Annotated in this window: 28 protein-coding genes, 1 tRNA gene and 1 rRNA gene; 14 read left to right on the top strand and 16 right to left on the bottom strand. The window is 45.3% G+C overall.

Annotation, left to right across the window (positions count from 1 at the left end; genetic code table 11):
* Positions 1 to 28 precede the first annotated feature (28 nt).
* A complete protein-coding gene (ftsY, locus tag AACQ75_RS07410) occupies positions 29 to 1,213 on the bottom strand; it encodes a signal recognition particle-docking protein FtsY (protein WP_047690012.1) in 1,185 nt (394 codons plus the stop codon).
* A gap of 206 nt (positions 1,214 to 1,419) precedes the next feature.
* Between ftsY and rsmD the strand changes: the two genes are divergently transcribed.
* Together rsmD and AACQ75_RS07400 are read left to right on the top strand one after the other, a co-directional pair.
* Positions 1,420 to 2,019: a 16S rRNA (guanine(966)-N(2))-methyltransferase RsmD gene (gene rsmD / locus AACQ75_RS07405; RefSeq protein WP_170889779.1), complete on the top strand. Its 600-nt coding sequence runs from the start codon at positions 1,420 to 1,422 to the stop codon at positions 2,017 to 2,019.
* The gene (locus tag AACQ75_RS07400; protein WP_013855495.1) at positions 2,016 to 2,282 is read left to right on the top strand and encodes a DUF1145 domain-containing protein; all 267 of its coding nucleotides are present in this window, start codon (positions 2,016 to 2,018) and stop codon (positions 2,280 to 2,282) included. Before rsmD ends, AACQ75_RS07400 begins: the two co-directional genes overlap by 4 nt.
* Positions 2,283 to 2,357: 75 nt before the next feature.
* Here AACQ75_RS07400 and AACQ75_RS07395 read toward each other — a convergent pair whose 3' ends face one another.
* The 3 genes from AACQ75_RS07395 to AACQ75_RS07385 form a co-directional block, all read right to left on the bottom strand.
* Positions 2,358 to 2,945 (bottom strand): YhgN family NAAT transporter, encoded by a 588-nt coding sequence (locus AACQ75_RS07395; protein ID WP_017048588.1) that lies wholly within the window; start codon positions 2,943 to 2,945, stop codon positions 2,358 to 2,360.
* A gap of 100 nt (positions 2,946 to 3,045) precedes the next feature.
* Positions 3,046 to 3,669: a lysoplasmalogenase gene (locus AACQ75_RS07390; RefSeq protein ID WP_013855503.1), complete on the bottom strand. Its 624-nt coding sequence runs from the start codon at positions 3,667 to 3,669 to the stop codon at positions 3,046 to 3,048.
* Between the two features lie 918 nt (positions 3,670 to 4,587).
* Positions 4,588 to 4,962: a hypothetical protein gene (locus AACQ75_RS07385; RefSeq protein ID WP_026028288.1), complete on the bottom strand. Its 375-nt coding sequence runs from the start codon at positions 4,960 to 4,962 to the stop codon at positions 4,588 to 4,590.
* A 220-nt stretch (positions 4,963 to 5,182) separates the two neighbouring features.
* Here AACQ75_RS07385 and AACQ75_RS07380 point away from each other — a divergent pair, with 220 nt between their 5' ends.
* Positions 5,183 to 5,512: a DUF2500 domain-containing protein gene (locus tag AACQ75_RS07380; protein ID WP_017044543.1), complete on the top strand. Its 330-nt coding sequence runs from the start codon at positions 5,183 to 5,185 to the stop codon at positions 5,510 to 5,512.
* On the opposite strand, the gene AACQ75_RS07375 is transcribed toward AACQ75_RS07380, so the two are convergent.
* On the bottom strand, positions 5,509 to 6,522 hold the full coding sequence (locus AACQ75_RS07375) for an acyltransferase (RefSeq protein WP_129532127.1): 1,014 nt from the start codon (positions 6,520 to 6,522) through the stop codon (positions 5,509 to 5,511). The genes AACQ75_RS07380 and AACQ75_RS07375 overlap by 4 nt on opposite strands.
* Before the next feature lie 220 nt (positions 6,523 to 6,742).
* Here AACQ75_RS07375 and AACQ75_RS07370 point away from each other — a divergent pair, with 220 nt between their 5' ends.
* Positions 6,743 to 7,213, top strand: a complete 471-nt coding sequence (locus AACQ75_RS07370) for a Dps family protein (RefSeq protein ID WP_013855507.1) — start codon at positions 6,743 to 6,745, stop codon at positions 7,211 to 7,213.
* Between the two features lie 63 nt (positions 7,214 to 7,276).
* On the opposite strand, the gene AACQ75_RS07365 is transcribed toward AACQ75_RS07370, so the two are convergent.
* Positions 7,277 to 8,503 carry an EAL and HDOD domain-containing protein gene (locus AACQ75_RS07365; RefSeq protein ID WP_013855508.1) on the bottom strand — a complete coding sequence of 409 codons (1,227 nt, stop codon included), beginning with the start codon at positions 8,501 to 8,503 and terminating at the stop codon, positions 7,277 to 7,279.
* A 36-nt stretch (positions 8,504 to 8,539) separates the two neighbouring features.
* Positions 8,540 to 9,157 carry a homoserine/homoserine lactone efflux protein gene (gene rhtB / locus AACQ75_RS07360; protein ID WP_170889761.1) on the bottom strand — a complete coding sequence of 206 codons (618 nt, stop codon included), beginning with the start codon at positions 9,155 to 9,157 and terminating at the stop codon, positions 8,540 to 8,542.
* Positions 9,158 to 9,231: 74 nt separating this feature from the next.
* Here rhtB and AACQ75_RS07355 point away from each other — a divergent pair, with 74 nt between their 5' ends.
* The 4 genes from AACQ75_RS07355 (at position 9,232) to AACQ75_RS07340 (ending at position 13,031) form a co-directional block, all read left to right on the top strand.
* Positions 9,232 to 10,230 carry an alpha/beta fold hydrolase gene (locus AACQ75_RS07355; RefSeq protein ID WP_170889759.1) on the top strand — a complete coding sequence of 333 codons (999 nt, stop codon included), beginning with the start codon at positions 9,232 to 9,234 and terminating at the stop codon, positions 10,228 to 10,230.
* A 150-nt stretch (positions 10,231 to 10,380) separates the two neighbouring features.
* The gene (locus tag AACQ75_RS07350; protein ID WP_170889758.1) at positions 10,381 to 11,208 is read left to right on the top strand and encodes a Cof-type HAD-IIB family hydrolase; all 828 of its coding nucleotides are present in this window, start codon (positions 10,381 to 10,383) and stop codon (positions 11,206 to 11,208) included.
* A 188-nt stretch (positions 11,209 to 11,396) separates the two neighbouring features.
* A complete protein-coding gene (locus tag AACQ75_RS07345; RefSeq protein WP_170889756.1) occupies positions 11,397 to 12,425 on the top strand; it encodes a COG3650 family protein in 1,029 nt (342 codons plus the stop codon).
* Positions 12,426 to 13,031, top strand: coding sequence for a tRNA-uridine aminocarboxypropyltransferase (locus AACQ75_RS07340; RefSeq protein ID WP_017042049.1), 606 nt, complete (start codon positions 12,426 to 12,428; stop codon positions 13,029 to 13,031).
* Here the strand turns inward: AACQ75_RS07340 and yigB are convergent.
* The 6 genes from yigB to lptM are packed head-to-tail and all read right to left on the bottom strand — an operon-like array spanning position 13,017 to position 17,611.
* Positions 13,017 to 13,730 (bottom strand): 5-amino-6-(5-phospho-D-ribitylamino)uracil phosphatase YigB, encoded by a 714-nt coding sequence (gene yigB, locus AACQ75_RS07335; RefSeq protein WP_170889754.1) that lies wholly within the window; start codon positions 13,728 to 13,730, stop codon positions 13,017 to 13,019. The two genes, AACQ75_RS07340 and yigB, sit on opposite strands and share 15 nt — an antisense overlap.
* Positions 13,731 to 13,733: 3 nt before the next feature.
* Positions 13,734 to 14,666, bottom strand: coding sequence for a tyrosine recombinase XerC (xerC, locus tag AACQ75_RS07330; protein ID WP_010319873.1), 933 nt, complete (start codon positions 14,664 to 14,666; stop codon positions 13,734 to 13,736).
* Positions 14,638 to 15,342, bottom strand: a complete 705-nt coding sequence (locus tag AACQ75_RS07325; RefSeq protein WP_017049935.1) for a DUF484 family protein — start codon at positions 15,340 to 15,342, stop codon at positions 14,638 to 14,640. Before AACQ75_RS07325 ends, xerC begins: the two co-directional genes overlap by 29 nt.
* Positions 15,343 to 15,366: 24 nt before the next feature.
* Positions 15,367 to 16,197, bottom strand: coding sequence for a diaminopimelate epimerase (gene dapF, locus AACQ75_RS07320; RefSeq protein ID WP_010319875.1), 831 nt, complete (start codon positions 16,195 to 16,197; stop codon positions 15,367 to 15,369).
* An 11-nt stretch (positions 16,198 to 16,208) separates the two neighbouring features.
* Positions 16,209 to 17,462 (bottom strand): diaminopimelate decarboxylase, encoded by a 1,254-nt coding sequence (gene lysA / locus AACQ75_RS07315; RefSeq protein ID WP_013855516.1) that lies wholly within the window; start codon positions 17,460 to 17,462, stop codon positions 16,209 to 16,211.
* A 29-nt stretch (positions 17,463 to 17,491) separates the two neighbouring features.
* Positions 17,492 to 17,611 carry an LPS translocon maturation chaperone LptM gene (gene lptM, locus AACQ75_RS18160; RefSeq protein WP_033197445.1) on the bottom strand — a complete coding sequence of 40 codons (120 nt, stop codon included), beginning with the start codon at positions 17,609 to 17,611 and terminating at the stop codon, positions 17,492 to 17,494.
* Between the two features lie 75 nt (positions 17,612 to 17,686).
* On the opposite strand from lptM, the gene cyaY reads away from it, so the two are divergent.
* Positions 17,687 to 18,001 (top strand): iron donor protein CyaY, encoded by a 315-nt coding sequence (gene cyaY / locus AACQ75_RS07305; RefSeq protein ID WP_010319878.1) that lies wholly within the window; start codon positions 17,687 to 17,689, stop codon positions 17,999 to 18,001.
* Positions 18,002 to 18,045: 44 nt separating this feature from the next.
* On the opposite strand, the gene AACQ75_RS07300 is transcribed toward cyaY, so the two are convergent.
* A complete protein-coding gene (locus AACQ75_RS07300) occupies positions 18,046 to 20,574 on the bottom strand; it encodes a class I adenylate cyclase (RefSeq protein ID WP_170889750.1) in 2,529 nt (842 codons plus the stop codon).
* A 350-nt stretch (positions 20,575 to 20,924) separates the two neighbouring features.
* On the opposite strand from AACQ75_RS07300, the gene hemC reads away from it, so the two are divergent.
* From hemC to AACQ75_RS07275, 5 genes are all read left to right on the top strand, one after another.
* Positions 20,925 to 21,863: a hydroxymethylbilane synthase gene (hemC, locus tag AACQ75_RS07295; RefSeq protein ID WP_170889748.1), complete on the top strand. Its 939-nt coding sequence runs from the start codon at positions 20,925 to 20,927 to the stop codon at positions 21,861 to 21,863.
* Between the two features lie 3 nt (positions 21,864 to 21,866).
* A complete protein-coding gene (locus AACQ75_RS07290) occupies positions 21,867 to 22,628 on the top strand; it encodes a uroporphyrinogen-III synthase (RefSeq protein ID WP_017048597.1) in 762 nt (253 codons plus the stop codon).
* Positions 22,612 to 23,793, top strand: coding sequence for a uroporphyrinogen-III C-methyltransferase (locus AACQ75_RS07285; protein WP_170889746.1), 1,182 nt, complete (start codon positions 22,612 to 22,614; stop codon positions 23,791 to 23,793). Before AACQ75_RS07290 ends, AACQ75_RS07285 begins: the two co-directional genes overlap by 17 nt.
* Complete coding sequence (locus AACQ75_RS07280) at positions 23,793 to 24,974, top strand: heme biosynthesis protein HemY (RefSeq protein WP_170889744.1); 1,182 nt, start codon at positions 23,793 to 23,795, stop codon at positions 24,972 to 24,974. Before AACQ75_RS07285 ends, AACQ75_RS07280 begins: the two co-directional genes overlap by 1 nt.
* 353 nt (positions 24,975 to 25,327) lie before the next feature.
* A complete protein-coding gene (locus AACQ75_RS07275) occupies positions 25,328 to 25,471 on the top strand; it encodes a hypothetical protein (protein WP_158513708.1) in 144 nt (47 codons plus the stop codon).
* A 155-nt stretch (positions 25,472 to 25,626) separates the two neighbouring features.
* Here AACQ75_RS07275 and AACQ75_RS07270 read toward each other — a convergent pair.
* Positions 25,627 to 25,717, bottom strand: a tRNA-Ser gene (locus AACQ75_RS07270).
* Between the two features lie 92 nt (positions 25,718 to 25,809).
* Positions 25,810 to 25,925: ribosomal RNA gene (gene rrf / locus AACQ75_RS07265) — 5S ribosomal RNA — on the bottom strand.
* Positions 25,926 to 25,927 lie beyond the last annotated feature (2 nt).

Here is a 25,927-nt window from a genome sequence, read left to right as displayed (position 1 = left end):
GAGGTGCTCATTGAGCACCCACGCACACTTACTCTTCGCGGCTAAACAGAGCTTCAATAAATTGCTGCGTTTCAAACGGACGTAAATCGTCAATCCCTTCGCCAACCCCAATAAAGCGGATCGGAATTTCAAACTGATCGGCCAGCGCAAAAATAACGCCGCCTTTCGCCGTGCCATCCAGCTTGGTTAAGGTGATCCCAGTCACCGGGGCCACTTCACTAAAGAGTTTGGCTTGGCTGATGGCGTTTTGCCCAGTAGCGGCATCTAACGTCAGCATCACTTCATGCGGCGCTGATTGATCAATTTTTTTCATGACGCGCACAATTTTACGCAACTCTTCCATGAGGTTGCTCTTGTTTTGCAAGCGACCAGCGGTATCGGCGATCACCACATCCACACCACGTGCTTTGGCGGCCTCAATCGCATCATAAATCACTGATGCGCTGTCTGCGCCAGTGTGCTGCGCAATTACTGGTACGTTGTTACGCTCGCCCCACACTTGCAACTGCTCAACAGCCGCAGCACGAAAAGTATCGCCCGCCGCTAAGATCACTTTTTTACCTTGAGCTTGAAACTGTTTGGCCAACTTACCTATCGTGGTCGTTTTGCCTACACCGTTGACGCCGACCATTAAAATAACGTAGGGCGTTTTTTGGCTATCGATCACTAACGGTTGCTCTACTTTGGCCAAAATGTCGGCCATTTCGTCTTTCAGTAAACCGTAGAGTGCCTCTCCATCTTTCAACGCGTGGCGAGAGGCTTTTTCTGTTAGATTACTGATGATTTTGAGTGTGGTTTCCATCCCAACATCGGCAATCAGCAGTTGCTCTTCCAGCTCTTCAAACAGCTCATCATCAATTTTCTTGCCTTTAAACAGACCAAAGAAACCCGCACCAATATTGGCTTTGGTTCGGCTAAGGCTGCGTTTTAAGCGTGCGAAAAAACTCTCGCTGGGTTTTTCTTGCTCTTGAATTCGTGCTTCTGCTTCTGCTTCTGCTTCTGCTTCTGCTTCTGCTTCTGCTTCTGCTAGCGCAGTGTGTGGCTCTTCGATGGGTTGAGCAACTGCGGTCGTTTCTTGTTCTTGCTCAGCATCAACTGGTTCGACAAGCGTAGATGGCTCAAGCACTTGTTCTGTTTCGCTGGTTGATTTACTTGATTCTTCGTCACCAAAACCGAGCCAAGAGAGTAATCCACGTTTCTTTTTTTCCGTCATCTGGGGATATCCTAGATCTACCTAACTAACTACGACCCTTTTCTTGAAGGATTATCCCTCGTAAGAAAAAGAAAAATGACAAAGCAGTGAAAACTTTCCAATTAGATTGGTAAACTTTGTCATTATTGAAATTCAATGGCTATACCAAACCCGTTTCGGGTTGGCAGATTGGGTATAGTATCACTTTATTAGCGGTCAAAAAATCTATGGTAAGACGTCGCCAACAAAACTCATCACAAAATAAGCCTTCAACGGGCTTTGTTCGCATTATTAGTGGCTTATGGAGAGGTCGTAAACTGCCTGTTCATGATGCCCAAGGTCTGCGTCCCACGACGGATCGCGTCAAAGAAACTCTTTTTAACTGGTTAGCACAGGAGATCCCTGGTGCACACTGCTTAGATTTATTTGCAGGCTCTGGCAGCCTTGGGTTTGAAGCCGCCTCAAGGCAAGCAGAATCCGTGACGCTGATTGAACTCAACCCGACGGCATTCAAACAGCTTGAACATAATATTGGTGCGCTCAACGCGACCAACTTACGAGCGATAAATAGTGATGCGCAGGCCTTTCTCAAGCAGCAAGGGACGCCTCACCACGTGGTGTTCATCGATCCGCCGTTTCGCCAAGGCTTATTAAGCGAAGCCGTCTCGCTTTTAGAACAAAATGGCTGGCTTGCCGATGAAGCGCTAATTTATATTGAGACGGAAAAAGAATTGGCACTAGAAGGCATCCCTGCTAATTGGCATCTACACCGTGAGAAAAACGCAGGCCAAGTCAGTTATCGACTATTTGAGAGGAGCTCGGAATGAGAGTGTTACTGGTACTTGCAAAAGCGGCGATTGCTTTTGTTTGGTTGATTCTATTACTGAATATCTTCATGCCGTTCCCCGGTAAAGCGGCGATTGCACTTTATATTATGACGGCATTTTTGTTCATTATGCACGGACTACAAATGCTGATTTTTATCGGTGCGTTTGGTGACAAGATCAGCATGAGCCGTTGGGAAAAATGGTCGATTCTGGTATTTGGAGTCTTCGCGCTGCTCGATATCCGCCGCAAACACATGACGTAAGTTAACGGCATAAAGAAAGCAACATAGGAAAAGCCGCTTCAAGTTCACACGATAGGCGGCTTTTTTATCCCCGAATCACAGCCCCATATAGCTTTTTACGCCATTTAAGAACATTTGCGTTGAGATCATAACTAGCAATAATCCCATCAAACGCTCGACCGCTTTTAAACCGCGTTCACCCAGCACTTTGTGGAAGAAACCGTAGAACATCAAAATGATGAAAGTGGCGCCCCACGCGAGCAGTACAGAGGCTGACAGCTCAAGGAGTTTGTCAGGGTGCTGAGTCGAAAGAAGCAGTAAGGCCGCAATCACTGAAGGACCCGCGATCATCGGAATTGCCATCGGTACGATGAAGGGCTCTTCCCCCGCTGCTAATCCAGTAATGCTACCTGCACTAGGGAAAATCATTTTAATCGAGATGATGAAGAGAATGATACCGCCAGAAATGCTGAGAGTTTCCGGTTGCACGTGCAAAAAACCCATGATGTTTTTGCCAGCAAACAGGAACAACATCAAAATGATCAACGCAAAACAGAGTTCGCGCACGAGCACAACACGGCGACGTTTGGGATCAAGGTGTTTTAAGATGGAGAGCATGACCGGCAGGTTGCCAAGCGGGTCCATGATCAAAAAAAGCATGGTCGCCGCCGATAAAATATCCATCTCTCACTACTCACATCGATTTAAAGTGGCAGCAGTATATCAGCCCAGTCATGAGATTTCGATGCTCCTGAAAGTAACGATATAGATGAATCGATAATGTTTACAAGGCCACCGAGGCAGAGATTAACGCTTGCGCTAATAAATAGCTGCCAGAAATAAGATAGCGCCCACAAGGCAATGGCCTGCGGTAATCGTGAATGGCTAACAAACTGGCCGAGAGCATCAGCACCAGACAGCCAACAAACCCGGCAAAGGCAGGCACTGTTTGCGTCTGCAGCCACAACTCTCCCGCCGCCCACGCCAACTGAACTAACATCATACCCATAATGGTTACGGGAAAGATCAAGGTGTCGATTTGCGGTAGCAATAGGAAAAAAGCCACAATACTGGTCGCAATCAAAAGGGCGGGTAACCACCACACCATAGTGTCAGAAAGTTGCGCCCAGAAGGCTTTACTGTACATCAACTGTGCGACAAGAAAGCTAGCAAAACAGAGTTTTGAGTAGCGTTGCAACAGATGCAATGTGTCCGCGATTGCGGAAATAAGCAGACCGAGCGTGACCCATAAGATAGGAGAAGTGAGCTGCGTGGTATGGTTTAGAACTATCGCCACCAATAACAGCATACTGAGTGTTTTAAACATTACCGCTTGCTTGATTTTGTTACTTTCAACAGCCGAAATACTAATGAATCCAGACAAAGCAACGGAGAGCCAACTCCACATCTCATTTCCCCTTTAAAAATCTGCGGTCAGTGTAGGCATGTCATCATTGAAGTCCAGCAGATGAACGCAAAAATTGGATCTTGCTAGCGAATCAGAACGTTGGCTTTATTCAACAACAAAGAGTGGCGAAAACAATCAAAGCTCACTCTTTACTCACCAACCCTCACTTTCAATCACCACAATGCTACCAAGAGACATTCCACTCATTTACAATACACAAACAAAGGAAAACCAACAAAAAACGACACTAAAAAAGAAATTATTAAAATAAAAATAAAAATAAAAACAATGATTTAGGAAAAAACCAAAAGAAAAACCAGAACTTAAAGCCTCTAATAAAAAAACAGCAACAACTGACTTACTAACTAGCAAAAAAAACTGGTTTAACCAATTTTATTTGCGAGAACATCTCATTATTAAATTAATTTTTCTCGAAAAATGAGAATTCACCAAACTCTGACAATGATAAGCCACCTAAGATAGTAAAACCAAAAAAAACCATACAAGCAACATCACATTAACCTAATAAAATTAAACAAATTCAACAAATTAAATAAATACAGATTAAAACAGCACCAAGAAGAACATTATATAAACACACCAAAACAAGCACTAAACATTGCCAATATTCCCTGAATATGATGATGTTAAGGTGTTATTTTGGATGCTTCATCAAATTGAGGTTGATCAACTAAACAAAGTAGTGCTATTCTCATATTCATAGAATGAAACCACAGAATAAAGGAGCAGTGTTATGATTTCTTCATCTCAAAAACAGGGACTTGTAATGATCGCGGTTATCGTAGGCCTAATGACACTGCCAATGATGTACTAAGTATCTAATTCCCAATAAAAAAAGAGGACACTTTCGTGTCCTCTTTTTTTATCTAACGATTGAGTAAAACAACCTAATACCATTTATGGCATTGTGACGTGTTTCGATAGGGCTTCCCAATGAAGATAGTAAAAAAGAAGCGCCGCTAACGTGATTAAGGTCATTAATGAAATGGCTACGCGCCAAATAAAGCGACCGCTGCGCGGAGTCAGCTCCTTCTCACATTCATCACACACACGAAGAAATGCTTTGCGATCTTCTAACTGATAGTTATCTTCATGCACAACTTTGTTACGAATAGTGGCAATGAACCTCAGCTTGCCCACCACATCATGTGGTAAACGCTCTTCACAGCTAGTCACCAATTGATGTAACCCCTTCCCCTCAGCGTGATATTGCTCTCTCAACAAGCTTTCCAATCGACGCGTTCGCAAAACCACTTTCTCAATATCTGACATTATCGCCCTCCTGTGCCAACTCTGGTGGCGCTCCATCTATTTTTATCATACTTCCCCACGAGATAGTTGAGCATTTTTGCTCGCTAACCTGCCGAGGAAATGTGATATCCGCTGGAAAAAAAACCGTCAAACCAATCAAACTCACGCTTTAGTAGCAAGTAACACTCCTTTGCCATATGTTGCACGCTAAAATGTCGCCTTCATCGCTAAGGAGTTCACCATGCCGCTTTCATTACTTATCGTTGTCGCTTTGTTAGTTATCTCTGCTATTTGGGTATTTAGCTATTTCTATCGTCGCCATGTGCAAGGCGAAAACGCCCCCGAACGCACTGCTAATGTCACGATTATCGACAAGCAAGCCATCGTCATCCCTCATGCTCGCCCTGGGGAAGAGGATCAGGAGTTCTGGATTTACGTCCAAAAAGGCAAACTTGGCCCAAAGCGGGAATTTCAAGTCGGCGTGCATTATTACCATGCACTTAACCCAGGCGACCAAGGAATGCTGACTTATTGCGGACACAAGTTTCTACACTTTGCACTCAAACGTTAAGGTAATAACCAACGTGTTTTTGCAGAGCGAGCAACCCATATACTCACCACCAGTGATCCTGCGCCGCTTACGAGAATCCATAACGGGATCACCCATGCGGGATTCCCTTGATCCCACCCATACTCTTTTACAGGCCATAGAAAGATGGGATGTAATAAATAGATGCCTAAGCTGTGCTGGCTTATCACACTTACGACTTGCTTAGCACGAGCGGGCAATCTCTCAGCAAAATATCGACACACTATAAATATCATGCTGGCGGCTAACACAACGTTCAGTGTTTTATAAGAGAGCCAGCGACCAATCGTATACTCACCCGCTGCGACACTGTGGCTGACCACCATCCATACCGTCGTCAATAGTGCCAGACAGCCAAGCAGAATCGCCATACATAGCGTTACTCGGTTGAGTGGCACCTTCTGATAGAGCAAGTAACCCAACGGTAAATAACCAGCAAACAGCCATAGCTCATTGCTCCAAGGGCCATCAATACCGCATAAAAATAAGGTGGTCGTCAGCAGCCACACGGCAACTAATGCGTACAGCGCTTTATCATCAACTCTTCGGACTAGCAGTTGTAGAAAAGGGATCACAAAATAAAGTGGGATAAAGTAATAAAAAAAACCTAAATGGTAATACGTTGCGTGGTGCGTACTGTTACTCAGCACCGCCTTTGCAACTTGCCCATCAAATCCATTCGCACTCCAGCCGGACAAATAAGCATAGAAGAGCGACCAAACGATAAATGGCAGCAAAACTTTGCCAAGACGTCGCTGAACATAATAACGCGCATCAAAAGGGCGACGATCACTAAGCATTAAGGCTCCAGTGATCAATATAAAGACTGGCACAGCCCAACGGCTTACACTATTGATGCCAACCGCAACCACCCACTGCTCAAAAGGAATATCGCCGAGTTGCTGCCGATAGGGGGCCAACACATGAATACCGATCACCGCTACAGCCGCCAAACAGCGCAATAAATCAAAAAAAATAACTCGTTTGGTCATAGTGCCTATCCACAGTGTTTTAAGGTTTCTACTATAAAGTTGAAATAGTTGGCTATGTAATCCGCAAGTCAGTTATCGGTAAAGGATCACTAACGCCATTATAATTAATAGCTAATACCTATCGAATAAATCAATCAAAACGAATTTATTTTGTTCACTTCAAGGTGCAATCTAATGCTTAACAAGAGAAATCACTTATCCATGACAACGAGGTGAACACATGACAACAAATTTGATCGGTTTAGATACCAACCAAAGTCAACAACTTGCACAAGCGTTAAACCAATTATTGGCTAACTACCAAGTGTTTTATATGAATACTCGTGGTTACCATTGGAATATCAAAGGAAAAGAGTTCTTTGAACTGCACGCAAAATTTGAAGAGATTTACACTGACATACAGGTCAAAATTGATGAGTTAGCGGAACGAGTTTTGACTTTAGGTTATCAACCGTTGCATAGCTTCAGCGCCTATTTAGCAACAGCACAAGTGTCAGAACACACTAACGCAACTAATGGTCAAGAAACCATGCAAGGATTGGTTAAGGGATTCAGTGTATTGATCCACCAGCAACGAGAAATTCTTGAAATTGCAACGCAGGCGGGAGATGAAGGCACTTCAGCACTGATGAGTGACTACATCCGCGAACAAGAGAAACTGGTATGGATGCTGAATGCTTGGCTGCAATAAACCCCAAGTTTGGGCAAACCACCGTCGCTCATGACGGCGGTTTTTACATTCGCACGAAATTTATTACAGCAAACGATGAATATCTTGACTCCAGCGCTGCGCCGCCGAAAGCTCATCACTGACTTGATTTAATTCAAGCCCTAGCAGATCACAATGGCTTTCCACTCCTTGCCAGTCCGCTTGCTCAAAACACTCCTCAAGTGCCAACAGCTCGCCAATGGGTCCTTCACGCTTTTGCAGTGCTAGCTTGACCACGTCACACAAGGGTAACTGCGCAACCAGCTCTTCAATTGAAATATCCAGTAAGGCATCTAACACAGAAAAAAGACCAATTAAAAAAGCTTGCTCGCGATGTTGACGAAATGAAGGATGCCCAGACATTAATTGGCAAAATTGAGCACGTTGCAAAGAGAGGTTATACAACTCTTTCGGCTTTTTAGCTGAGACAAATGAAGCAACGGCTAATGATACGAAGGTTTTGAGCTTGTCTTGACCAAGATAGACCAAGGCTTGACGAAAAGAGGAAATCGGCACGGATAAGCGATCAGACATCGTGTTGACGAATCTGAGCAACTTGTATGAGAGCGCTACATCTTGCGCGACAATGTATTCAATCCGTTCAAAATCAGCATTTGGTTTACAAACTTCTCGAAACAGCTCTAAGGCGATAATCTGCTCTGGTCCAACATAACGCTGCTTGATCATTTCTGGTTTACTAAAGAAATAACCTTGGAAAAAGCTAAAACCGGCATTACGTGTCACGGTGAACTGGTGATCCGTTTCAACTCGTTCCGCTAAATAACGGCGCTTACTGCCTTCCGCTAAACGCTGACGTACAAACTCGCAAGCGTGATCTAAGCCCAGCGCCATAATATCGAGCTTGACGATGTGCACATAACTCAGAAAGCGTTCCCATTCTGGCGCATACACAAAGTCATCCAGCGCCACCAGATAGCCACGCCGATACAACTCTTTAATCGCCTCAAGCAGTTCATCCGTCGGCTCACAGGTTTCGAGCACTTCCACCACAATTTGTTCTCGCGGCAACGTTAAAGGCAGACGGCGAATTAAACTCTTGTAGGGAAAATTAATAAAACAACGTGATTTGGGAATATTGGGATTGATCCCCACCGCAAGAAAGTTTTCGACGATCAAGCGATACGTGGCTCGATTCGACTCAATGTGCGCTGGAAACGCGTTTTTTTCCCCATCACGAAAGAGCAATTCATAGCCAAGCGTATGCTGCTTGGCATTTAAGATCGGTTGTCGTGCGACATAAGAATAATGCATTAGTGATTAACAACTAATAATTGAGACATAGCCATCTTAGGACTTCGCCACTGCTAGTAGCGCTCCACAACCAATAAACATCGAGCCAAATATTCGGTTAATCTTACTCATGACACTCTCTGAACGAATAAAGCGCCCCATTCGTGCGGCTAAGGAGGTGTAACCAAGCATCACAATCGAATCAATGGTTACCGTGGTCACGCCTAACACCAACAATTGAATGAACTGATCTTGGGTTGGGTCAATAAATTGTGGAAAAAGCGCCACCAGAAAGACGATGGATTTAGGATTTGTCAGGTTGATCAACACCGCTCGACGCAATAAAGACCAACTCGTTTGCATTTGAGCCGTTGCATTGGTCATCATACTTGAACTATCACGCCATTTTTGAACACCTAACCATACCAGATACGCAGCACCAACCCACTTAATCACACTAAATGCCATGGCTGATTGTGCCACTAAGGCACCAATTCCGGCTCCCACCAACATGATGTGAAAAGCCAAACCCAATTGTAAACCCACAATCGCGGCTAGTGATTTACGTGTACCGTAGCTAAGGCCATTGCTGATGGAATTGACCGTCCCTGAACCCGGCGCCAAACTAAACAATATCGCGGTCACCACATAGGCAAGCCAAACATGAGTATCCATTGCAATTCCTCTCAACTAGACTAATCTAGCCTAAAAATGAACTATTCTTCGAATCTGTCCAATAAGAATAATCTATGAATCAGACGAGTCCAAACTCCCCACCTTATACTCAAGAGTCTTTCTTTGAGCAAGTGATCAATACCACGATTGCCGATTTCTGGCACTCCAGAGAAGAAGGTTTTATCAAATCTGCTGATAAAACAAAACTTTATTGGTGCAAACTTACCTCGCCTCAACACTCAAAGGCGATCTTCGTCGTCAACGGACGAATTGAATCTTGCTGGAAATATCAGGAGCTATTTTATGATTTTTTCCAACAAGGTTATGATATTTATTCTTTTGATCACCGTGGCCAAGGGCTTTCTGATCGCTTAATCGACGATCCACAAATCGGCCATGTCGGTGAATTTGATGACTACATTTTAGACATGCAGCGTGTCATTGAGCACTTTGACTTAAGCCATTATGCACAACGTTTTCTCGTCGCCCACTCGATGGGCGGTGCCATTGCGACCCGGTATGTACAAACATACCCTCAACACCCATTTGCGGCTATGGTGCTCAGCGCGCCAATGTTTGGTGTCAACATGCCGTGGCAATTACGTCCTATCGCCATGACACTGAGCCAAGTGCTGACGGCGATGTATAGCAAGCCAACCTATGCGCCAGGCTATCAAGCCTATTCGGCAAAGCCTTTTGAGATTAACCCATTAAGTCGAAGTCAGGTGCGTTACCAATGGTTTCGAGACCTGTACCAACGCAAACCCGAATTGCAAGTCGGCGGCCCTAGCACGCGCTGGGTATGGCAAGGGCTCATGGCAGCGAAGCTGTGCCAACTGATGACTCGTCAAGTGAAGTTACCAACACTCATCTTGCAAGCAGGACAGGATGAAATTGTCAGTAATGCGGATCAAATCCGCTTTGTCACTAAGCTGGCGAAAACCAATCCATCTAGCAAGCTGGTCATCATTGAAGGAGCAAAACATGAGCTCTTTTTTGAAAAGGATTGCTATCGAAACCAAGCACTTGATGAGCTATTTAAGCAATTCCAATCTCTTGAGAACACAGTTTAATCACGGTGTTAGAACTGAGCAAATAGAGGAAATTTCAATTGAGAGTTTTACCCTCTTTTTCCTCTTTAAGATGGCGTAAACTAAGCCACACCAAAGTTTCTCCACCATCTGCGATCTGCAAACCAAATCGACCATGATAATGAGGGTTTTATGACCACCGAATGTAAAGAGCACGCGATTCATATCGTGGCGTCCGATCTCGACGGTACACTACTTGCGCCAAACCACCAATTGAGCGAATTCACCAAGCAAACGCTACAAGCGCTTCACCAAAAAGGCTTTACTTTCATCTTCGCTACCGGTCGCCATCACGTTGATGTGGCGGGTATTCGCCAGTTAGCGGGCATTCCAGCCTACATGATTACTTCCAATGGTGCGCGCGTTCACGATCAACATGACAACCTGATGTACAGTAAAAATGTACCGCAAGAATTGGTACAGCCCGTCATTGATGTGTTTAAGCAAAACCCTGATATTTTTGTTCACATCTATCAAGATGAATCGTGGTTATTGAATAAAGAAGATGAAACGCTGCGTGATTTCCACGAAGAATCCGGCTTTAGCTACCAAGTATTTGATGTCAATAACGCACCTACCGAGGGCGTCGCCAAAATATTCTTCACCCACCCAGCGCAAGATCATGAGTTATTAGCTCAGTTTGAAGGACGCTTAAACGATATTTTTGGCGACAAACTGAACGTCGCCTTCTCAACACCTTGGTGTTTGGAAGTGATGGCAGCAGAAGTGTCGAAAGGGGATGCGCTCAAAGCCGTTGCAGAATCATTAAACCTGGCCCTAGATAACTGTATTGCGTTTGGCGATGGTATGAACGATGTGGAAATGCTGTCGATGGCTGGTAAAGGCTTGGTGATGGGCACATCGCATCAAAAAGTGTTCAATGCACTGCCGAATAACACCGTGATTGGTAGCAATGCAGAAGACGCCGTGGCTCACTATTTGCGTGAACATTTATTGTAACAGCAGCCTGCAGTAACGAGCGGTCACAAAAACAGCGCCATTTGAGCGCTGTTTTTTTGTTCATAACGGCTTTGCGATTTATCTCTGATACTTGTCCGCGGGTTGTTAAATTCACACCCATCAGTTCAATTTGCCAGCGCCTTTGTGCCATAATCTAGCCTCGTTGCATTGCCCAAAAAGAGTCTGCTATGAAAGTGCTTCACTGTTCCGCGCTGTTATTGACCACATTAATGCTGCAAGCCTGTACGACACACAGCGCATCACAGCCACCAGCCGTACCGATGGCGAGTTTGGATAAACCCAGCTCAATCAAAGCACAGCCCTTTATTATGCGTGGAGAAGTCGTGGTAGGTCATGAGGCGCAAACCTTTACACCTTGTGGTAGCAATCAACAATATTGGCTAGCACTGACGCCACAGCAGACTCAGCAAGCCTTGAGTTTGGCTCGCTCGCCTTATCAGCCTTTGTATGGAGAGCTCATCGGTACTTTATCAGCGCCAAGCCGCACAGGCTTCGATGCCGATTCCAGCGCACGTTTCAACGTGACCAGCATCAATATACTCAGTGCTGAAAATCCTAAACGCTGCAATCAACCACTCAAACCGACACGCGCTTTTGGCAACGAACCATCATGGTCCATCCACTTTGAAGGGAAAAACCTTAACTTTCAAACCATCAGCGGTGAAACTCAAACATTCGCTATCACAAAAAGTCAGCTATCTGAAACCAAGCGCGAGTACCAAATGAATCAAGGTTCGCTGCTCCTCACACAAAAAATGTGCAGTGACGGGATGAGTGACTCGCTGTACGGCTGGAGTTCCACCTTGAAGGTCGGTGAGAAAAGCTATCAGGGATGCGCCACCTTAGGTAATAGTGATGCGACGCTTCCATGGGTTGGGGCTTATCATGCTACTTCGACCCAAAATAGGGATTTCATGATTCGTTTGCAACTGAATGCGGATCATACTGCTAGCACTCATTATGACTACAACGATGGTCAGCCATCGACCGTTGAAAAGGGGTTTTGGCAACCATTAAACCTAAATCAGATCCAAGTTGTCATGACGCGCCACCAGCAACAATATCTGCTTTCTGAACGTATCTTTACTCGCACTGGTTACCAACTGAAAGCAGAAAAAGAGAAGGTGGGCGATGTACTCTACCCTATCGCCAATGGCGGTTTAACGTTATTTTCTGAAAATATCGAGACACCATAAGTGACCAGACCGTGCCCTTGCCCAGTTTGCCATTTTAGCTATCAATGCCTCTGTTCACTGCAACCAACACTGGATAGCCAACTGCGCATTGCACTACTGATGCATGAAAATGAACCGCATCGAGCGACCAATACTGGCAAGCTGCTGCTGCGTAGCTTGCCCAATTCCTCTGTGTACATCTGGGACCGAGTCTCTACGGCGAAATCATTACAAAAGAGAATTCTGGATGAGAAGTTAAACGCTGTGGTTATTTTTCCTTCGACGCGCAGTCAATCGCTCACCGAATACCAATCTCTCTCAACGTCTGACACTCAAGAAATCGTGTTTATTATCCTGGATGGGACATGGCAAGAAGCCAAGAAGATGCTCAATAAGAGCCCTTGGTTATCCGATTTACCGCAGCTACACCTCACCCCAAATCAAATCTCTCAGTATGGATTAAGGCGAAATCAAGATGCTGGTCATTTATGCACGTTAGAAGTGGGCGTTGAGCTGCTCAACTCTCTCGGAGAACCAAATAATGCGAGAGAGTTACGCGCGTTTTTCACTTACTATCTCAAGGCTTTTCAAGCGGATAAAAGCGGTCACGCCCTAAAGCTGCAGTAATGAATCCAGTTGATGGATTTCAATATCAGGCAACACTTTGGCCTTACGACTGGCGAGCAAGGTTTGGCCTTGATCGTTATACCAACAGGCTTGGAAACCATTGCATTTTGCGCCTTGCACATCGGTTATCAGATGATCACCAACGTGTAAAATCGAGGCTGCAGGTAACTGTAATGCAGCCTGCGCTTTGTCAAAAAGATCCGGATACGGCTTGGCCAAGCCATCGGGACCCGCTTTAAAAATTTGTTGAAAATAATGCCCCAAGCCAATTTTGTGCGGGTCAAAATTGCCGTTGGTAATCGCCACTAACGGCATGCGCTTTGCCAGTTCGGTCATCACGCGGTGCGTCTTCTCTGGCACCGTGATTAAGTGACGTAACCGCAACACTTCTTCAATGGCATTCTGCGCAGCCTGTAAAGCAAGTTGCGGCGAATAGCCTAATTGAATTAAGCCTTGTTCTATCTGCTTAAATCGCCACTGAGTGACATCATGACCGAGCAGTGGCTCTTGCAGCGCCAGTTGCTGTTTAAGTTGCTGCCACCAACTTATCGGACGCGTCGCGGAAAGCGGATGATGAGTATGCAGCCACACGACCATTTGCTGCTCAACATGACGGATCACTGGATGGTTGTCATACAGCGTGTCGTCCAAATCAAAGCTCATCGCTTTAATGGGGCCGATATTGCGATAAAAGTGCATGCGTTACTCGCTCTGTTTCTTTTTACGTGCTCTTGGGTGCGCTTGGTCATAGGCCTGCGCAAGATGTTGAAAGTCCAAATGAGTATAAATTTGCGTCGTCGAAATATTCTCATGACCCAGCAACTCTTGGACAGCACGTAAATTATTGCTCGATTCAAGCATGTGAGTCGCAAAAGAGTGGCGCAGTTTATGTGGGCTAATATGGCTAGCCACCGCCTGCTTTTGCCCCCACTCGGCCATGCGTTTTTGTACGTTGCGATGAGAAATACGAACACCCAGCTTTGAAACAAACAAGCTTTGCTCATCAGCGTTCGCAAACTGCGTCCGTATTTTCAACCAATGCGCCACCCATTCTTTGGCTTGGCCAGCAAAAGGCACCTTACGTTCTTTATCCCCTTTACCCACCACTCGAATCTCGCCGCGGCTAAAGCTCAGGTCTTTTACGTTAATGCTGACGAGCTCCGCTAAACGCAACCCAGCACCATACATCAATTCCATCATGGCTCGATCGCGCACTGATAGCGGATCATCATCCTTGACTTCGAGTAGTTGTGCGACTTCATCCACATCTAAGTTTTTCGGTAACGGGCGTTTTTTACGCGGTGCTGCAACGCCTTTGGCCGGGTTAGCTGTCAATTCACCACGCAAGATCAAGAAATCAAAAAAACTGCGCAATGAAGAGAGACGCGTCGCTAAACTGCTGGCTTTCATCCCTTCACGCATCCCTTTGCTCGCCAGCTGTCGCACCCAAGCGGCATCGACTTGTTGCCATTGATTCAGCCCCATCTGCACTAAATGCTGCGCCATGGTTTCCAGCTGTTGTTTGTAATTGCGTTGGGTGTGCAAGCTCAACCCTTTCTCGCTCCGCAGATATTCATAGAAGCGAGTTAAGGGCTGCTGTAAGCCGTTAGGCAGAGGTGTGGCTGATTCGGTCATGCTCAATCGGTTGCCAAGGTAGAGTCTCAATTAAATGAGAGAGAACTAACGCCAAATGACGTAAAAAGAGGGTATCCATACTCGGTTGAAAATGGCCGCCATCTTCACTTGCAAACGCTAATACGCCTTGTGATGAGCGCTTACCTAATGGTAGCACCACATACGAACCCATTTCTGGCACAGCGGTTTGTTCACCAAATAACGCTTGGCGATCCAACTTTTTCATACGCCCTAAATAAGCATTTTTGCCATTAAAATGGTTAGTTGAAAAACGCTGCCATTGCTCTTGGGTCAATTGATAATCGGTTTCAGGCGAGGCCAGTAAACGAATATACGCTACCAAACCTAAGGTTTGCGCTTTGTTTTCTATTGCCTTGCATACTTGCGGCATTGAATGACATTTTAAGATCTGCTCTTGCAGATCCATAAATTCGTGGAAAGTGCGGTCATTATTGGCCGCTAATGACATAAAGGCTGTGATCTCTTCCTCTAACTCCTCAATTCTCTGGCGCTGACGATTCAGTTGTACATGCACCAAAGAGACCGCACCTTGTTGATGGTGCGGCAAGGAGAGCCTGTCAACCAGCTCTGAACGCTGGAGGAAAAAATCGGGGTGATCTCGTAAATATTCAGCCACAACTTCGGCTGTGAGTGCATCCGCTTCAACGTGTGACAAAACGATTCCTTATCTTACTTAACCCTAACAAGAGACTTGACCATCAAACACATGAGTCGCAGGGCCTGTCATATAGAGTGGCTTACCCGGCCCTTGCCAGTGGATCTCTAACGAGCCACCAGGTAAGTGTACTGTCACCTCTTCCGCCAATAACCCTTGAAGAATACCAACGGCAACCGCGCCACACGCACCACTGCCACACGCTTGAGTTTCACCCGCGCCACGTTCATAAACACGTAGCTTCACTTCATTGCGATTCAGCACTTGCATGAAGCCTGCGTTAACACGCTCTGGAAAACGCTCATGGGATTCAAGCAGTGGACCCAAAATTTCAACCTCAGCGGTCGTCACATCCTCCACCACTGTCACCACATGCGGATTGCCCATGCTCACCGCCCCGCAGAACAAGGTTTTTTCTTCAACGCGCATGATGTAAGTTTTCTCTGCCTGTTTGGCTCGAAATGGAATCTTATTAGGCTCAAATTCTGGTATGCCCATGTTGACGGTGATTTGATCATCCTCTTCAACATTTAAAACCATTTTGCCTTTTTTAGTCGTGACTCCAATGCTGTACTTATTGGTCAGCCCTTTCATCCGCACAAAGCGAGCAAAGCAACGTGCGCCGTTGCCACATTGTTCAACTTCGCTGCCATCGGCATTAAAAATACGGTAGTGAAAATCACTTTCCGGATCATACGGCGCTTCAACCACTAATAGCTGATCAAACCCCACGCCAGTATGACGATCCGCCAAGCGGCGGATCAAATCAGGGGAGAAGAAGACGTTTTGTGTAATGCAATCAACGACCATGAAGTCATTACCCAAACCGTGCATTTTAGAAAAATGGAAATGCATAATGCTTCAATTTACTCCGGCAGAATACGCTCTAATGCCCATAGGCTCGATAGTGCTTCACGCTGACGAACAAGGTGGGTTTGTGCACCATCCACCATCACTTCCGCCACGCGAGTACGTGTATTATAGTTCGAAGACATCACAAAACCGTAAGCTCCTGCTGAGCGAACCGCCAGTAGATCTCCCTCATCCAAGACCAATGAACGATCTTTACCCAAGAAGTCACCGGTTTCACAAATAGGCCCAACCAAGTCATAGGTTAGCGCTTCACCTTGGCGCGGCACAACAGGAACAATATCTTGCCAAGCTTGATAAAGCGCTGGACGCATCAAATCGTTCATCGCCGCATCAATAATGGCAAAGTTTTTGTGTTCGGTATGTTTGAGAAACTCTACTTTCGTCAACAACACGCCCGCGTTAGCCGCAATAGCACGTCCCGGTTCAAAAATCAGTTCGAGATCTTGATGGTTACTCAAACGCGCCAACAAGGCTTTGGCATAATCGGAAGGCTGCGGGGGCAACTCATCGCGATACACCACGCCTAAACCACCACCAACATCCAAATGTTTAATGGTGATCCCTTCCTCTTTAAGCTGATCAATTAACGCAAGTAAGCGATCGGTTGCATCAATAAAAGGGGCAATGGCGGTCAGTTGAGAGCCAATGTGACAATCAATACCATGAATGCTGAGATTCTCTAGGCTTTGTGCCAAGCGATAAACATCCAGTGCACGGTCAAAAGCAATACCAAACTTATTGTCACGTAAACCGGTTGAAATATAAGGGTGGGTTTGTGCATCCACATCAGGGTTGATGCGCAGTGAAATCGGTGCTTTGACACCCAGCTCACCAGCCACTTTATTTAAACGTGCTAATTCAGGCTCTGATTCAACGTTAAAGCATTTAATCTTGAGCTCCAACGCGCGTTTCATTTCAGCTTCCGTTTTACCGACGCCAGAAAATACCACTTTCGCCGGGTCACCACCCGCCACCACAACACGCTCTAGCTCTCCTGCCGAAACAATATCAAAACCTGACCCTAAACGCGCCAACGTGTTTAATACGCCTAAGTTTGAGTTAGCCTTCACCGCATAACACACCAGATGAGGGTGTTCGCCTACCGACTTATCAAAAGCATGCCAGTGACGCTCTAAAGTAGCGCGAGAATAGACATACAAAGGTGTGCCGTATTGCTCAGCCAACTCTGTTAATGCGACATTTTCAGCCCAAAGCTGACCATCGTCCTGATAATTGAAGTAATCCAAAATTCGTTCCCTTTAAGCTAAATCAATGACTATGGCTGAGGTTGTTCACTCTGCTCAGGCTCTGCTGGCATGTATAACGGCCCGGTTTGACCACACCCTGCGAGAGCAAGGAGTGACAACATAAAAAGTGCAGCGATTGATTTTTTCATTTTGCATGTCGTGATTATTGAGTCAATGCCCCCTATAATCGCACCACAATCAGGAAAAGCAATAGGATAGACAGGATGAACGATACTGAATTTCACCAACTTGTCGATGAGCAGCTAGAAATCATTGAACAAGCGATAGACGACGCAGGTGCCGACATTGATTACGAGACCTCAGGCAATGTGATGACGTTAGAATTTGATGACCGCAGCCAAATTATTATTAACCGCCAAGAGCCAATGCATGAAATTTGGCTGGCATCAAAGTCAGGCGGTTTCCATTTCAAACTGATCGACCAAAACTGGATTTGTTCAAAAACAGGGCTGGAATTGATTGCGATGGTGAAACAAGAATGTGAAAAACACGCTGGCGAAACGATCGACTGGGTGTAAAGCAACAACGCCAAGTGACAGATGTGTGACTTGGCGCTACCGAACTAAGCGTTGACCGCTTTTGAAGGACGAGAATAGAGCGCGGAATCGTTACGATAAGGGACAATATAACTCTCCCCTTCTTCTGGGTGGACGATTTGATAATACTGCGGCAGATTGAAGTTAATAAGTTTAGCGGAGAGTGGGTTACCGTCGCGTACTGAGGTATAAAAGCTGTTGACGTTAGTGATCATCTCATCTTTTTCGCCGCTGAACTGGTGATAGACTTCAATTTGGTTCGACTCATCCAACACATAAATGTTGAAGCCTTTATCGGTATCTTCAAAGAAAAACTGCACTAAGCCTTCACTAGCAAAACCATCGACGATTTCCGGCAGTTGATAATCTTGATCGCGATCGAGCATTAACAGCGGTGAACCTTTCAATTTGTTGGTTGAAATACTGCGGTAAAAATCTACCGAATTTTCCAATTTCTGTACCGAAACCCCTCGCCGCTCAAAAAACAGACCATACATTTGATCGCCAATGCGTAACGCTTTAAAACGGCGACGTTTCTCTTGCTCTACCGGTTTCAAACGCAAATCGATACATTCCGCCAGCAACTGGTACACCATGTTGCGCATCACACCGCGCAGACTTTTGCTGTAACAAAATACATCGACAGACTCTGGCGGTAGCGCATCTTGGTGCATTTTGCCAAGCACGGTTTTCAACGCGTCGAGCATCGCCGTTTCGCCAGTAAAATGGAGAGTCCGTACTTCATGCCACGAGTTGCGATACACTAAATCGACACTACCGACTAAGCTTTTTTGCTCAGATCCGAAACTGAAAATATCTATATTTTTCAAATCAATTTTGAGCGATTTACCGCTTAATTCCGCGGTAGGATCATTTTCAAAATTGATGAACATCGCCAGTTGGCTGATTTCACAAGGGCTCGCTAAGGCCTGCATGGTCGGCCGCCGCTTACGCAACGAGAAGGTATTACGCAAATCGCTGACCATTTGATAGAACTTATCAATATCCAACTGTGCGTCACGTACTACTGAATGCAAATGAGTTGATTCCGTGATCAAACCATTAAAGAAGGCCCAAGAAACCAGCTTACTGAGGTATTCATTATGCTCAAGGAAAGGTTGGCCAATCATACGATGGGCAACCAGAGGCTGTTTATACAGATACCAGCCCGCTTTATTGGTTCGCCCTTCTCGAACTTGAATGAACGAGAGATCCGGCTCGTGCAGATCTGGCGAAATTTGTGGATTCAGTAGCGTGACTTTACCCGGCAACACCTCAAACACCGCATACAACTTACGCGCGAGGATTGATATATCTTGTGGGCTAATGGCCGAGGTGATGTCATTACGACGCGCAAACTGGATCAGGTTTCGATAGCTCAGCATTAACGCATCTAACAACGCATGGTGGACGACTTTAACTTGTTCGACTTTCCAATTACGGCGATTGTCTAATTCTTGAACAACAGATTCCGACCAATTCCACTGCTGAATCATGTGGCTTAATGCTTCTCGACGCCATGCCACTGAGCCTAAGCTCGGCTCACGAGATAACTTTTCATGCGTTTTGAGATAAAAACAACGACGCACCAGATCAAGACGGGCAGAATCACCAATACGTTCAAGGTAACGCGTCACTTTTTCAAGCATCAAATAGTAAGCATCCATACTGTACAAATCAGGTTCATGAGTAAAAAACCGTCGTTTGGTATCAATGCTTAATAATTGCGTGTGTGGGTACTCCCACGAATACGCCTCAAGCAGAATCGCTTTTAACACTGACTTATAAGGCGAGTCGATGCTTTTATAAAGCTGCCAAAGGTTTGCGCCGAAATACTCTTCAGCAGGAATGCGGTTCAACTTACCAAAATCGATCCATTCACTGCAATTAATGTAATCATTGCTGCACAATTCGTGCACGTATTCGTCGTAGCACTCTTCCATTTCAGGAGGCACAATTTGCCACAGTAAACGCTTGCCTGCCAACCGAACAGCAGAGCGATAGAACTCGTCTAATAGCAGAAGATGTTGTGATGAACCGCAGTTTTCGCCTGTCATCTGCTCAGAATGATTACTGCGAAAACGTAGCTCATCCATCAAGAAAAAGTTAGCTTCCACCCCTTGGCTCTTTGCCCAATCAGTGATCAACAAACATTTGTTGCTTAAGCTTTCCCGCTCATCACAGCTCATACTCGATGCTACACATACCCAAATATCTAAGTCACTCGAGGTGCTTTGACCAATCGACGAGGTACTGCCCATGGTATACAGAGCAAGAATAGCGGAGGTGTCTGCGGTCGGTAAGGGTTGACCTAAGGTGAGTTCTGTATCTTCAACCAGCTGACGTTGGATGTCGTTAGGCTCAAAACCATAGACACCATAAGGGACTTTTGCATCGTAGTAGCCGGGAATAATCGGGTGATTGAAGTGCAGTAATGCAGGAATGAAATGAAATACACGTTGACTTTGCAAATCCATAAGCGCCAGCGCACGCTCGGTACGTTGCTGGTTGAGATTGTCTAATCGTTGAATTAACGTCTTGGTGTAAGCCTGCAAGGTTGATTCCTTGGTTGAAACATTAACACGCGCTTTGATTATATTTTATTCTAAAGCACCAAAAAAACGTGATCAATCTAACATTTTCTTTCCATTTGGTAAAGCCCTCTCGATGCATATCACACTCAGGCAGAGCATGCCTACAATGCGCTCCAATGACCTTGGCTATAGTGTCGTAGCTATTTACACTTTGTCGTAATAGCTCATTATATAAACGAGATATAAATCACACAATTTTGACCAATTTATGCTATCTCTTCATCAATCATTCACAGCGACGATCTAGTAGTAAACCTTTCATAGCGGGAATGATAGGATTAAACCATCCATTACCTACACTCGGGATTATCATGACTCACGCAACACCCATTCGAATCGCCACACGTAAAAGCCCGCTCGCCCTTTGGCAAGCTTATTATGTTAAAGATGCGCTGCAAGCGGCTCATCCTGGCCTAGAAGTGGAATTAGTGACCATGGTAACCAAAGGCGACGTCATTTTAGATACGCCTTTAGCTAAAGTGGGTGGTAAGGGGCTTTTTGTCAAAGAGTTGGAAGTCGCTATGCTTGAAGGCCGTGCCGATTTGGCAGTGCATTCAATGAAAGATGTTCCCGTCGATTTCCCTCAAGGGCTTGGACTAGTGACGATTTGTGAACGCGAAGATCCACGTGATGCTTTCGTTTCAAACACCTATCAAAGCATTGAACAACTGCCTCAAGGTGCCATCGTCGGCACCTGCAGCCTACGTCGCCAATGCCAACTCAAAGCATATCGACCAGACCTTGTGATTAAAGAATTGCGTGGCAATGTCGGTACTCGTCTTGGAAAACTCGATGCAGGTGAATACGATGCGATTATTCTCGCCACAGCAGGTTTAAAACGTTTGAAGCTTGAAGATCGCATTCGCAGCATTATTGAACCAGAACAATCGCTTCCTGCAGTAGGGCAAGGTGCAGTCGGGATTGAATGCCGTTTAGATGACGAACGTTTAAGAGCATTGCTTGCGCCACTCAACCATTCTGACACGGCTGATCGCGTGAAATGTGAACGAGCCATGAACCTAACATTAGAAGGCGGTTGCCAAGTACCTATCGGTAGCTACGCATTGCTCGATGGTGATCATATTTGGTTAAGAGCATTAGTCGGTGAGCCTGATGGTTCTAAGATTGTGCAAGGTGAGATTCGCGGCCACCGCTCCGATGCCGAGCAACTAGGAATCACGCTTGCCCATCAATTGCTCAATGATGGAGCGCGAGATATTCTGTCCAAACTCTACTGCGAGCACGAATAAAGCATGACGGTGTTGGTCACTCGCCCCGAAAATCAAGGGATTGAACTTTGCCAACAATTAGCGGATCTCGGTATCCGCTCCGTTCACCATCCACTGATTCAGATTAATGCAGGAGTCGATCTCCCGTATTTACTCCCAGAACTTCAGCAATGCGACATTATTATTGCGGTTAGCCAAAACGCGGTGACGTTCAGTCATCAATTTTTGCAAGATCACCGATATTTTTGGCCAAATGACGCCAGATACCTTGCCGTTGGTCAAAAAACCGCACATGTTTTCAGCAAATTAAGCCAACAAAAAGTACACTATCCACAGATAAGTGACAGTGAACACCTGCTTGCCCTACCACAGTTGCAATCAATATCGGGCCTTAAGGTGATGATTTTACGTGGTAATGGCGGACGTGAGCTCATCCACGACAGCTTAATCGAGCGTGGTGCTGATGTGGTGTATAAGGAAGTGTATCGACGCGATACGATCACCCTCTTTGCCGCCGAATCGATATCTCTGTGGCAGCAACAGCAAGTCACTCAGTTAGTTGTCACCAGCTCAGGTCAACTCAATTTTATGATGGATCAATTCTCTGATTCACAACGACTCTGGCTGCTAAATTTAGCTCTTTTTGTCCCAAGCGAGCGAATTCGACAAGAGGCGCTGCACATGGGATTTGGGTGCGTCACGAACGTGGGAAGCGCCTCCAATACAGAACTCGCGGCTAGTATTAGCCAATCTAGACAGGACTCTAAGCATGACAAGCAAAAATAATAACCCGCATATTGAACCTGAAAAAGCAGCCACACCTCCTCTGGTTACAGAAAAAGACGCAACGGATAACCTTGATTCACCAAAAAGTTACGTGCAGGATCCCACGTCTCAGCCTGAAGAAAAGAGTGATAAACGAGCAAAGCGCAGCATCAAACTTTCTGTTATTGCAATTAGCCTATCTATCATTTTCAGTGGTGGTATAGCCTATCAAATGCAGCAAAAAGACGCCGTTTACCAAGCCAAAATCAACGCATTGCAGACTCAATTAACACAAACCCAAAGTCAGCTCGCGGCTGAAATCAATCAAATAAAGCAAGAAACACAAACCAAAGCGGACCAACTCACTCACAAAACTGACGTAGCCTTGAATCAACAGCAAAAAAGTATCGACAGCTTGCAACTGGCGATAGCTGATATCAAAGGCCGCCGTCCCAACGACTGGCTACTAGCAGAAGCAGACTACTTAGTGAAACTGGCAGGACGTAAACTTTTTCTAGAACATGACATCGTCAGCGCGACCAAGCTAATGGAAAGCGCTGACCAGCGTATCGCTGCATTGAATGACCCAAGCTTAGTGCCGCTACGCAAAGCCATGGCGCGTGACATTACTCAGCTCAAAATCATCCCATTGATTGATCGTGAAGGGCTAGTGTTACGCTTAACAACCTTGCAGCAACAAGTTGACACTCTACCGCTGGCCAATGCCATGTTGCCTGAAACTCAGCAGCAATCAGCACCACAAGTTTCCGAAAATATTAACGACTGGCAAAATAATCTCGTGAGCTCATTGAAAGACTTCTCGGAGAACTTCATTACCTTCCGCACTCGAGACGGTAATGCCATTCCGCTACTGTCACCTGAACAGCACTTCTATCTAAAAGAAAATCTCAAAGCAAAATTAGAAACCGCCATCAAAGCCGTATACGCAGAACAACAAGAGATTTATACAACGGCACTGAGCACAGCAGATAAATGGTCAGCCAGCTTCTTTAATTCCGATGATCAGAGTGTGCAGCAGTTTAATCACGCGCTATTGCAGCTCAGTAAACAAAATATACAAGTGCAATATCCAGTTAAATTTGAAACTCAGCACGAACTCGCTGATGTCATCACTGAACGCCTACGCCGTGAAGTCTCTCCAATGAGCGTTACGGAGGATAAGTAATGTTTAGAGTCATCTTTCTTTTTGTAGTATTAGGGGCCGGTTTATTTGTCGGAACCCAATATGCTGGCCAGCAAGGTTATGTTCTTATCTCTATAGCTAATAGAACAATAGAGATGAGCGTGACCACCTTAGTGATCTTTGTGATTGCACTCCTCTCTGGATTATTTAGCTTAGAGTATCTCCTCAAAAAAGCATTCTACGCCAGTTCAAACACATTAAACTGGTTCAGCGTACGTAAGTTAAAGCGCTCTCGCCGTTATACCAATGAAGGTATCATTAAACTTCTAGAGGGAGACTGGAAGCAGGCAGAAAAGAAAGTCACTCGCTGGGCGAACCACCATGATATGCCGCTACTCTGCTATCTTGTTGCATCGGAAGCCGCGCAGGGAATGGGCGACAGAGCAAAACGAGATTATTATTTAGATCTCGCTAGTCAACAAAGTAACGCAGGCCTAGCCGTTGAATTAACTCGTGCCAAACAACAAGTACGAGAAGGAGAGTTTGAGCAGGCGCTAAGCACTTTATCAGCCTTACAAGCCACTCATCCGAATAACACCATCGTGCTCAACTTACTCAAGACAACATACGTGCACCTAGAACAATGGCAACCGCTGCTTGAGCTTTTACCTAAGCTCCAAAAAGCAAAACAGATTAATGCGGACGAGAGCAAACAACTGAACCAAAAAGCACAATGCGGTTTACTAAAAAACGTCGCCCAGCAACAAGGTAGCGAAGGCTTAATCAACCATTGGGACAAGCTCCCAAGGAAAACCAAAAACGACGTCATTTTAACTCAATGCTTCATCGAACAGTTGATCCAACGAAAAGCAGACTCGGAAGCATTTACCGTCATTAAAGAAACATTAAAAAAACACCCAATGCCAGCTCTGTATTCATTATTGGCAGAGCTCAATTTACCAGATAGATACCCAGCAATTTTGTTGTTACAAGAAGCCATTAGTAAGGATAGTGGTAACGCCGAAGCACACAGCGCACTGGCTCAATTGTATATGAGAGAGCAGAAATGGGCAGAGGCGCAAAGCCATTTGGAAAAAGCGTTATCGCTCCGTGCCAATGTATCTGATTACGCTTATCTTGCCGATAGCCTTGAAAAACAAAACTACCCTAAAGCCGCCGCAGAAGTCTCACGTAAGGCACTAACCATGATAGAGCATGTTTAAATGGCAATCTAAGCACCTAAAAATAACCTTATACCAATTAAAGAAAAGTACGATCTCATTAAGGCTATCTAGCTATTGTTAAATATCACGATGGATAGCCTTAATAGCACCGATTTTAAAACGCTGGCGAGCCAACAAAAACCATCCTAATTCTACTATTACCCGCTTGAACACCTGGGATTTCCTGGATAATTTCTTGATCAAAATGCCATTTGACTTAAGGCCGAGCACGGCACAAAACCTCGAACTGTGAAGCCGCAGCGATTTGAATATGCGTATTTATTTGGATCGGCATACCCCTATAGGTATAGGTGATGCCGTCGTTATAATGGATGGTGCTGGTAGGTATATAAGTGCAGTTTAGTCATGTCAGTGTCATCACGTTTCCTCCGACTCACCGTGCTAAATCCAATAGAGCAAGTGTGGAGTTGGCTCACGCTAACCAACAAAGTTTTGCGGATCACAACGACATTATGTCTGAGGTGTTCAATGTGTAAAATCGATTTTTAGAAAGTACAGAAAGTACAGAAAGTACAGATAGGGTGCTCAAGATATGTTCGAGGGATTGAATTAAGCTATTAATTTTCCAGATTGGCATGTTGATATAAAACGAAAAAAACCGCTGTAAAAACAGCGGTTTTTTCTTTAAAAGTGGCGGAGAGATAGGGATTTGAACCCTAGGATAGCTATTAACCATCGCCGGTTTTCAAGACCGGTGCTTTAAACCACTCAGCCATCTCTCCACAAATTGTCACTAAAAATTAGTCTTACTTTGATAATGCTATATTTTTAGTTTTGCTTTCATATTTTTAATGATATGTAAGCGATATTCAAAGCCTGGCGATGTCCTACTCTCACATGGGGAGACCCCACACTACCATCGGCGCTGTTGTGTTTCACTTCTGAGTTCGGCATGGAGTCAGGTGGGTCCACAACGCTATGGTCGCCAAGCA

It is taken from the genome of Vibrio sp. B1-2 (genome assembly GCF_963888445.1).
GTDB classification, from domain to species: Bacteria; Pseudomonadota; Gammaproteobacteria; order Enterobacterales; family Vibrionaceae; genus Vibrio; species Vibrio anguillarum.
The sequence above is the reverse complement of the archived record's forward strand: the minus strand, read 5'-3'. Positions and strand labels throughout refer to the sequence as shown.

Excerpts from the sequence above, each read along its gene's own strand:
- ftsY (WP_047690012.1), bottom strand. The coding sequence starts at position 1,213 with ATGACGGAAAAAAAGAAACGTGGATTACTCTCTTGGCTCGGTTTTGGT.
- rsmD (WP_170889779.1), top strand. The coding sequence starts at position 1,420 with ATGGTAAGACGTCGCCAACAAAACTCATCACAAAATAAGCCTTCAACG.
- AACQ75_RS07400 (WP_013855495.1), top strand. The coding sequence starts at position 2,016 with ATGAGAGTGTTACTGGTACTTGCAAAAGCGGCGATTGCTTTTGTTTGG.
- AACQ75_RS07395 (WP_017048588.1), bottom strand. The coding sequence starts at position 2,945 with ATGGATATTTTATCGGCGGCGACCATGCTTTTTTTGATCATGGACCCG.
- AACQ75_RS07390 (WP_013855503.1), bottom strand. The coding sequence starts at position 3,669 with ATGTGGAGTTGGCTCTCCGTTGCTTTGTCTGGATTCATTAGTATTTCG.
- AACQ75_RS07385 (WP_026028288.1), bottom strand. The coding sequence starts at position 4,962 with ATGTCAGATATTGAGAAAGTGGTTTTGCGAACGCGTCGATTGGAAAGC.
- AACQ75_RS07380 (WP_017044543.1), top strand. The coding sequence starts at position 5,183 with ATGCCGCTTTCATTACTTATCGTTGTCGCTTTGTTAGTTATCTCTGCT.
- AACQ75_RS07375 (WP_129532127.1), bottom strand. The coding sequence starts at position 6,522 with ATGACCAAACGAGTTATTTTTTTTGATTTATTGCGCTGTTTGGCGGCT.
- AACQ75_RS07370 (WP_013855507.1), top strand. The coding sequence starts at position 6,743 with ATGACAACAAATTTGATCGGTTTAGATACCAACCAAAGTCAACAACTT.
- AACQ75_RS07365 (WP_013855508.1), bottom strand. The coding sequence starts at position 8,503 with ATGCATTATTCTTATGTCGCACGACAACCGATCTTAAATGCCAAGCAG.
- rhtB (WP_170889761.1), bottom strand. The coding sequence starts at position 9,157 with ATGGATACTCATGTTTGGCTTGCCTATGTGGTGACCGCGATATTGTTT.
- AACQ75_RS07355 (WP_170889759.1), top strand. The coding sequence starts at position 9,232 with ATGAATCAGACGAGTCCAAACTCCCCACCTTATACTCAAGAGTCTTTC.
- AACQ75_RS07350 (WP_170889758.1), top strand. The coding sequence starts at position 10,381 with ATGACCACCGAATGTAAAGAGCACGCGATTCATATCGTGGCGTCCGAT.
- AACQ75_RS07345 (WP_170889756.1), top strand. The coding sequence starts at position 11,397 with ATGAAAGTGCTTCACTGTTCCGCGCTGTTATTGACCACATTAATGCTG.
- yigB (WP_170889754.1), bottom strand. The coding sequence starts at position 13,730 with ATGCACTTTTATCGCAATATCGGCCCCATTAAAGCGATGAGCTTTGAT.
- xerC (WP_010319873.1), bottom strand. The coding sequence starts at position 14,666 with ATGACCGAATCAGCCACACCTCTGCCTAACGGCTTACAGCAGCCCTTA.
- dapF (WP_010319875.1), bottom strand. The coding sequence starts at position 16,197 with ATGCATTTCCATTTTTCTAAAATGCACGGTTTGGGTAATGACTTCATG.
- lptM (WP_033197445.1), bottom strand. The coding sequence starts at position 17,611 with ATGAAAAAATCAATCGCTGCACTTTTTATGTTGTCACTCCTTGCTCTC.
- cyaY (WP_010319878.1), top strand. The coding sequence starts at position 17,687 with ATGAACGATACTGAATTTCACCAACTTGTCGATGAGCAGCTAGAAATC.
- hemC (WP_170889748.1), top strand. The coding sequence starts at position 20,925 with ATGACTCACGCAACACCCATTCGAATCGCCACACGTAAAAGCCCGCTC.
- AACQ75_RS07290 (WP_017048597.1), top strand. The coding sequence starts at position 21,867 with ATGACGGTGTTGGTCACTCGCCCCGAAAATCAAGGGATTGAACTTTGC.
- AACQ75_RS07285 (WP_170889746.1), top strand. The coding sequence starts at position 22,612 with ATGACAAGCAAAAATAATAACCCGCATATTGAACCTGAAAAAGCAGCC.
- AACQ75_RS07280 (WP_170889744.1), top strand. The coding sequence starts at position 23,793 with ATGTTTAGAGTCATCTTTCTTTTTGTAGTATTAGGGGCCGGTTTATTT.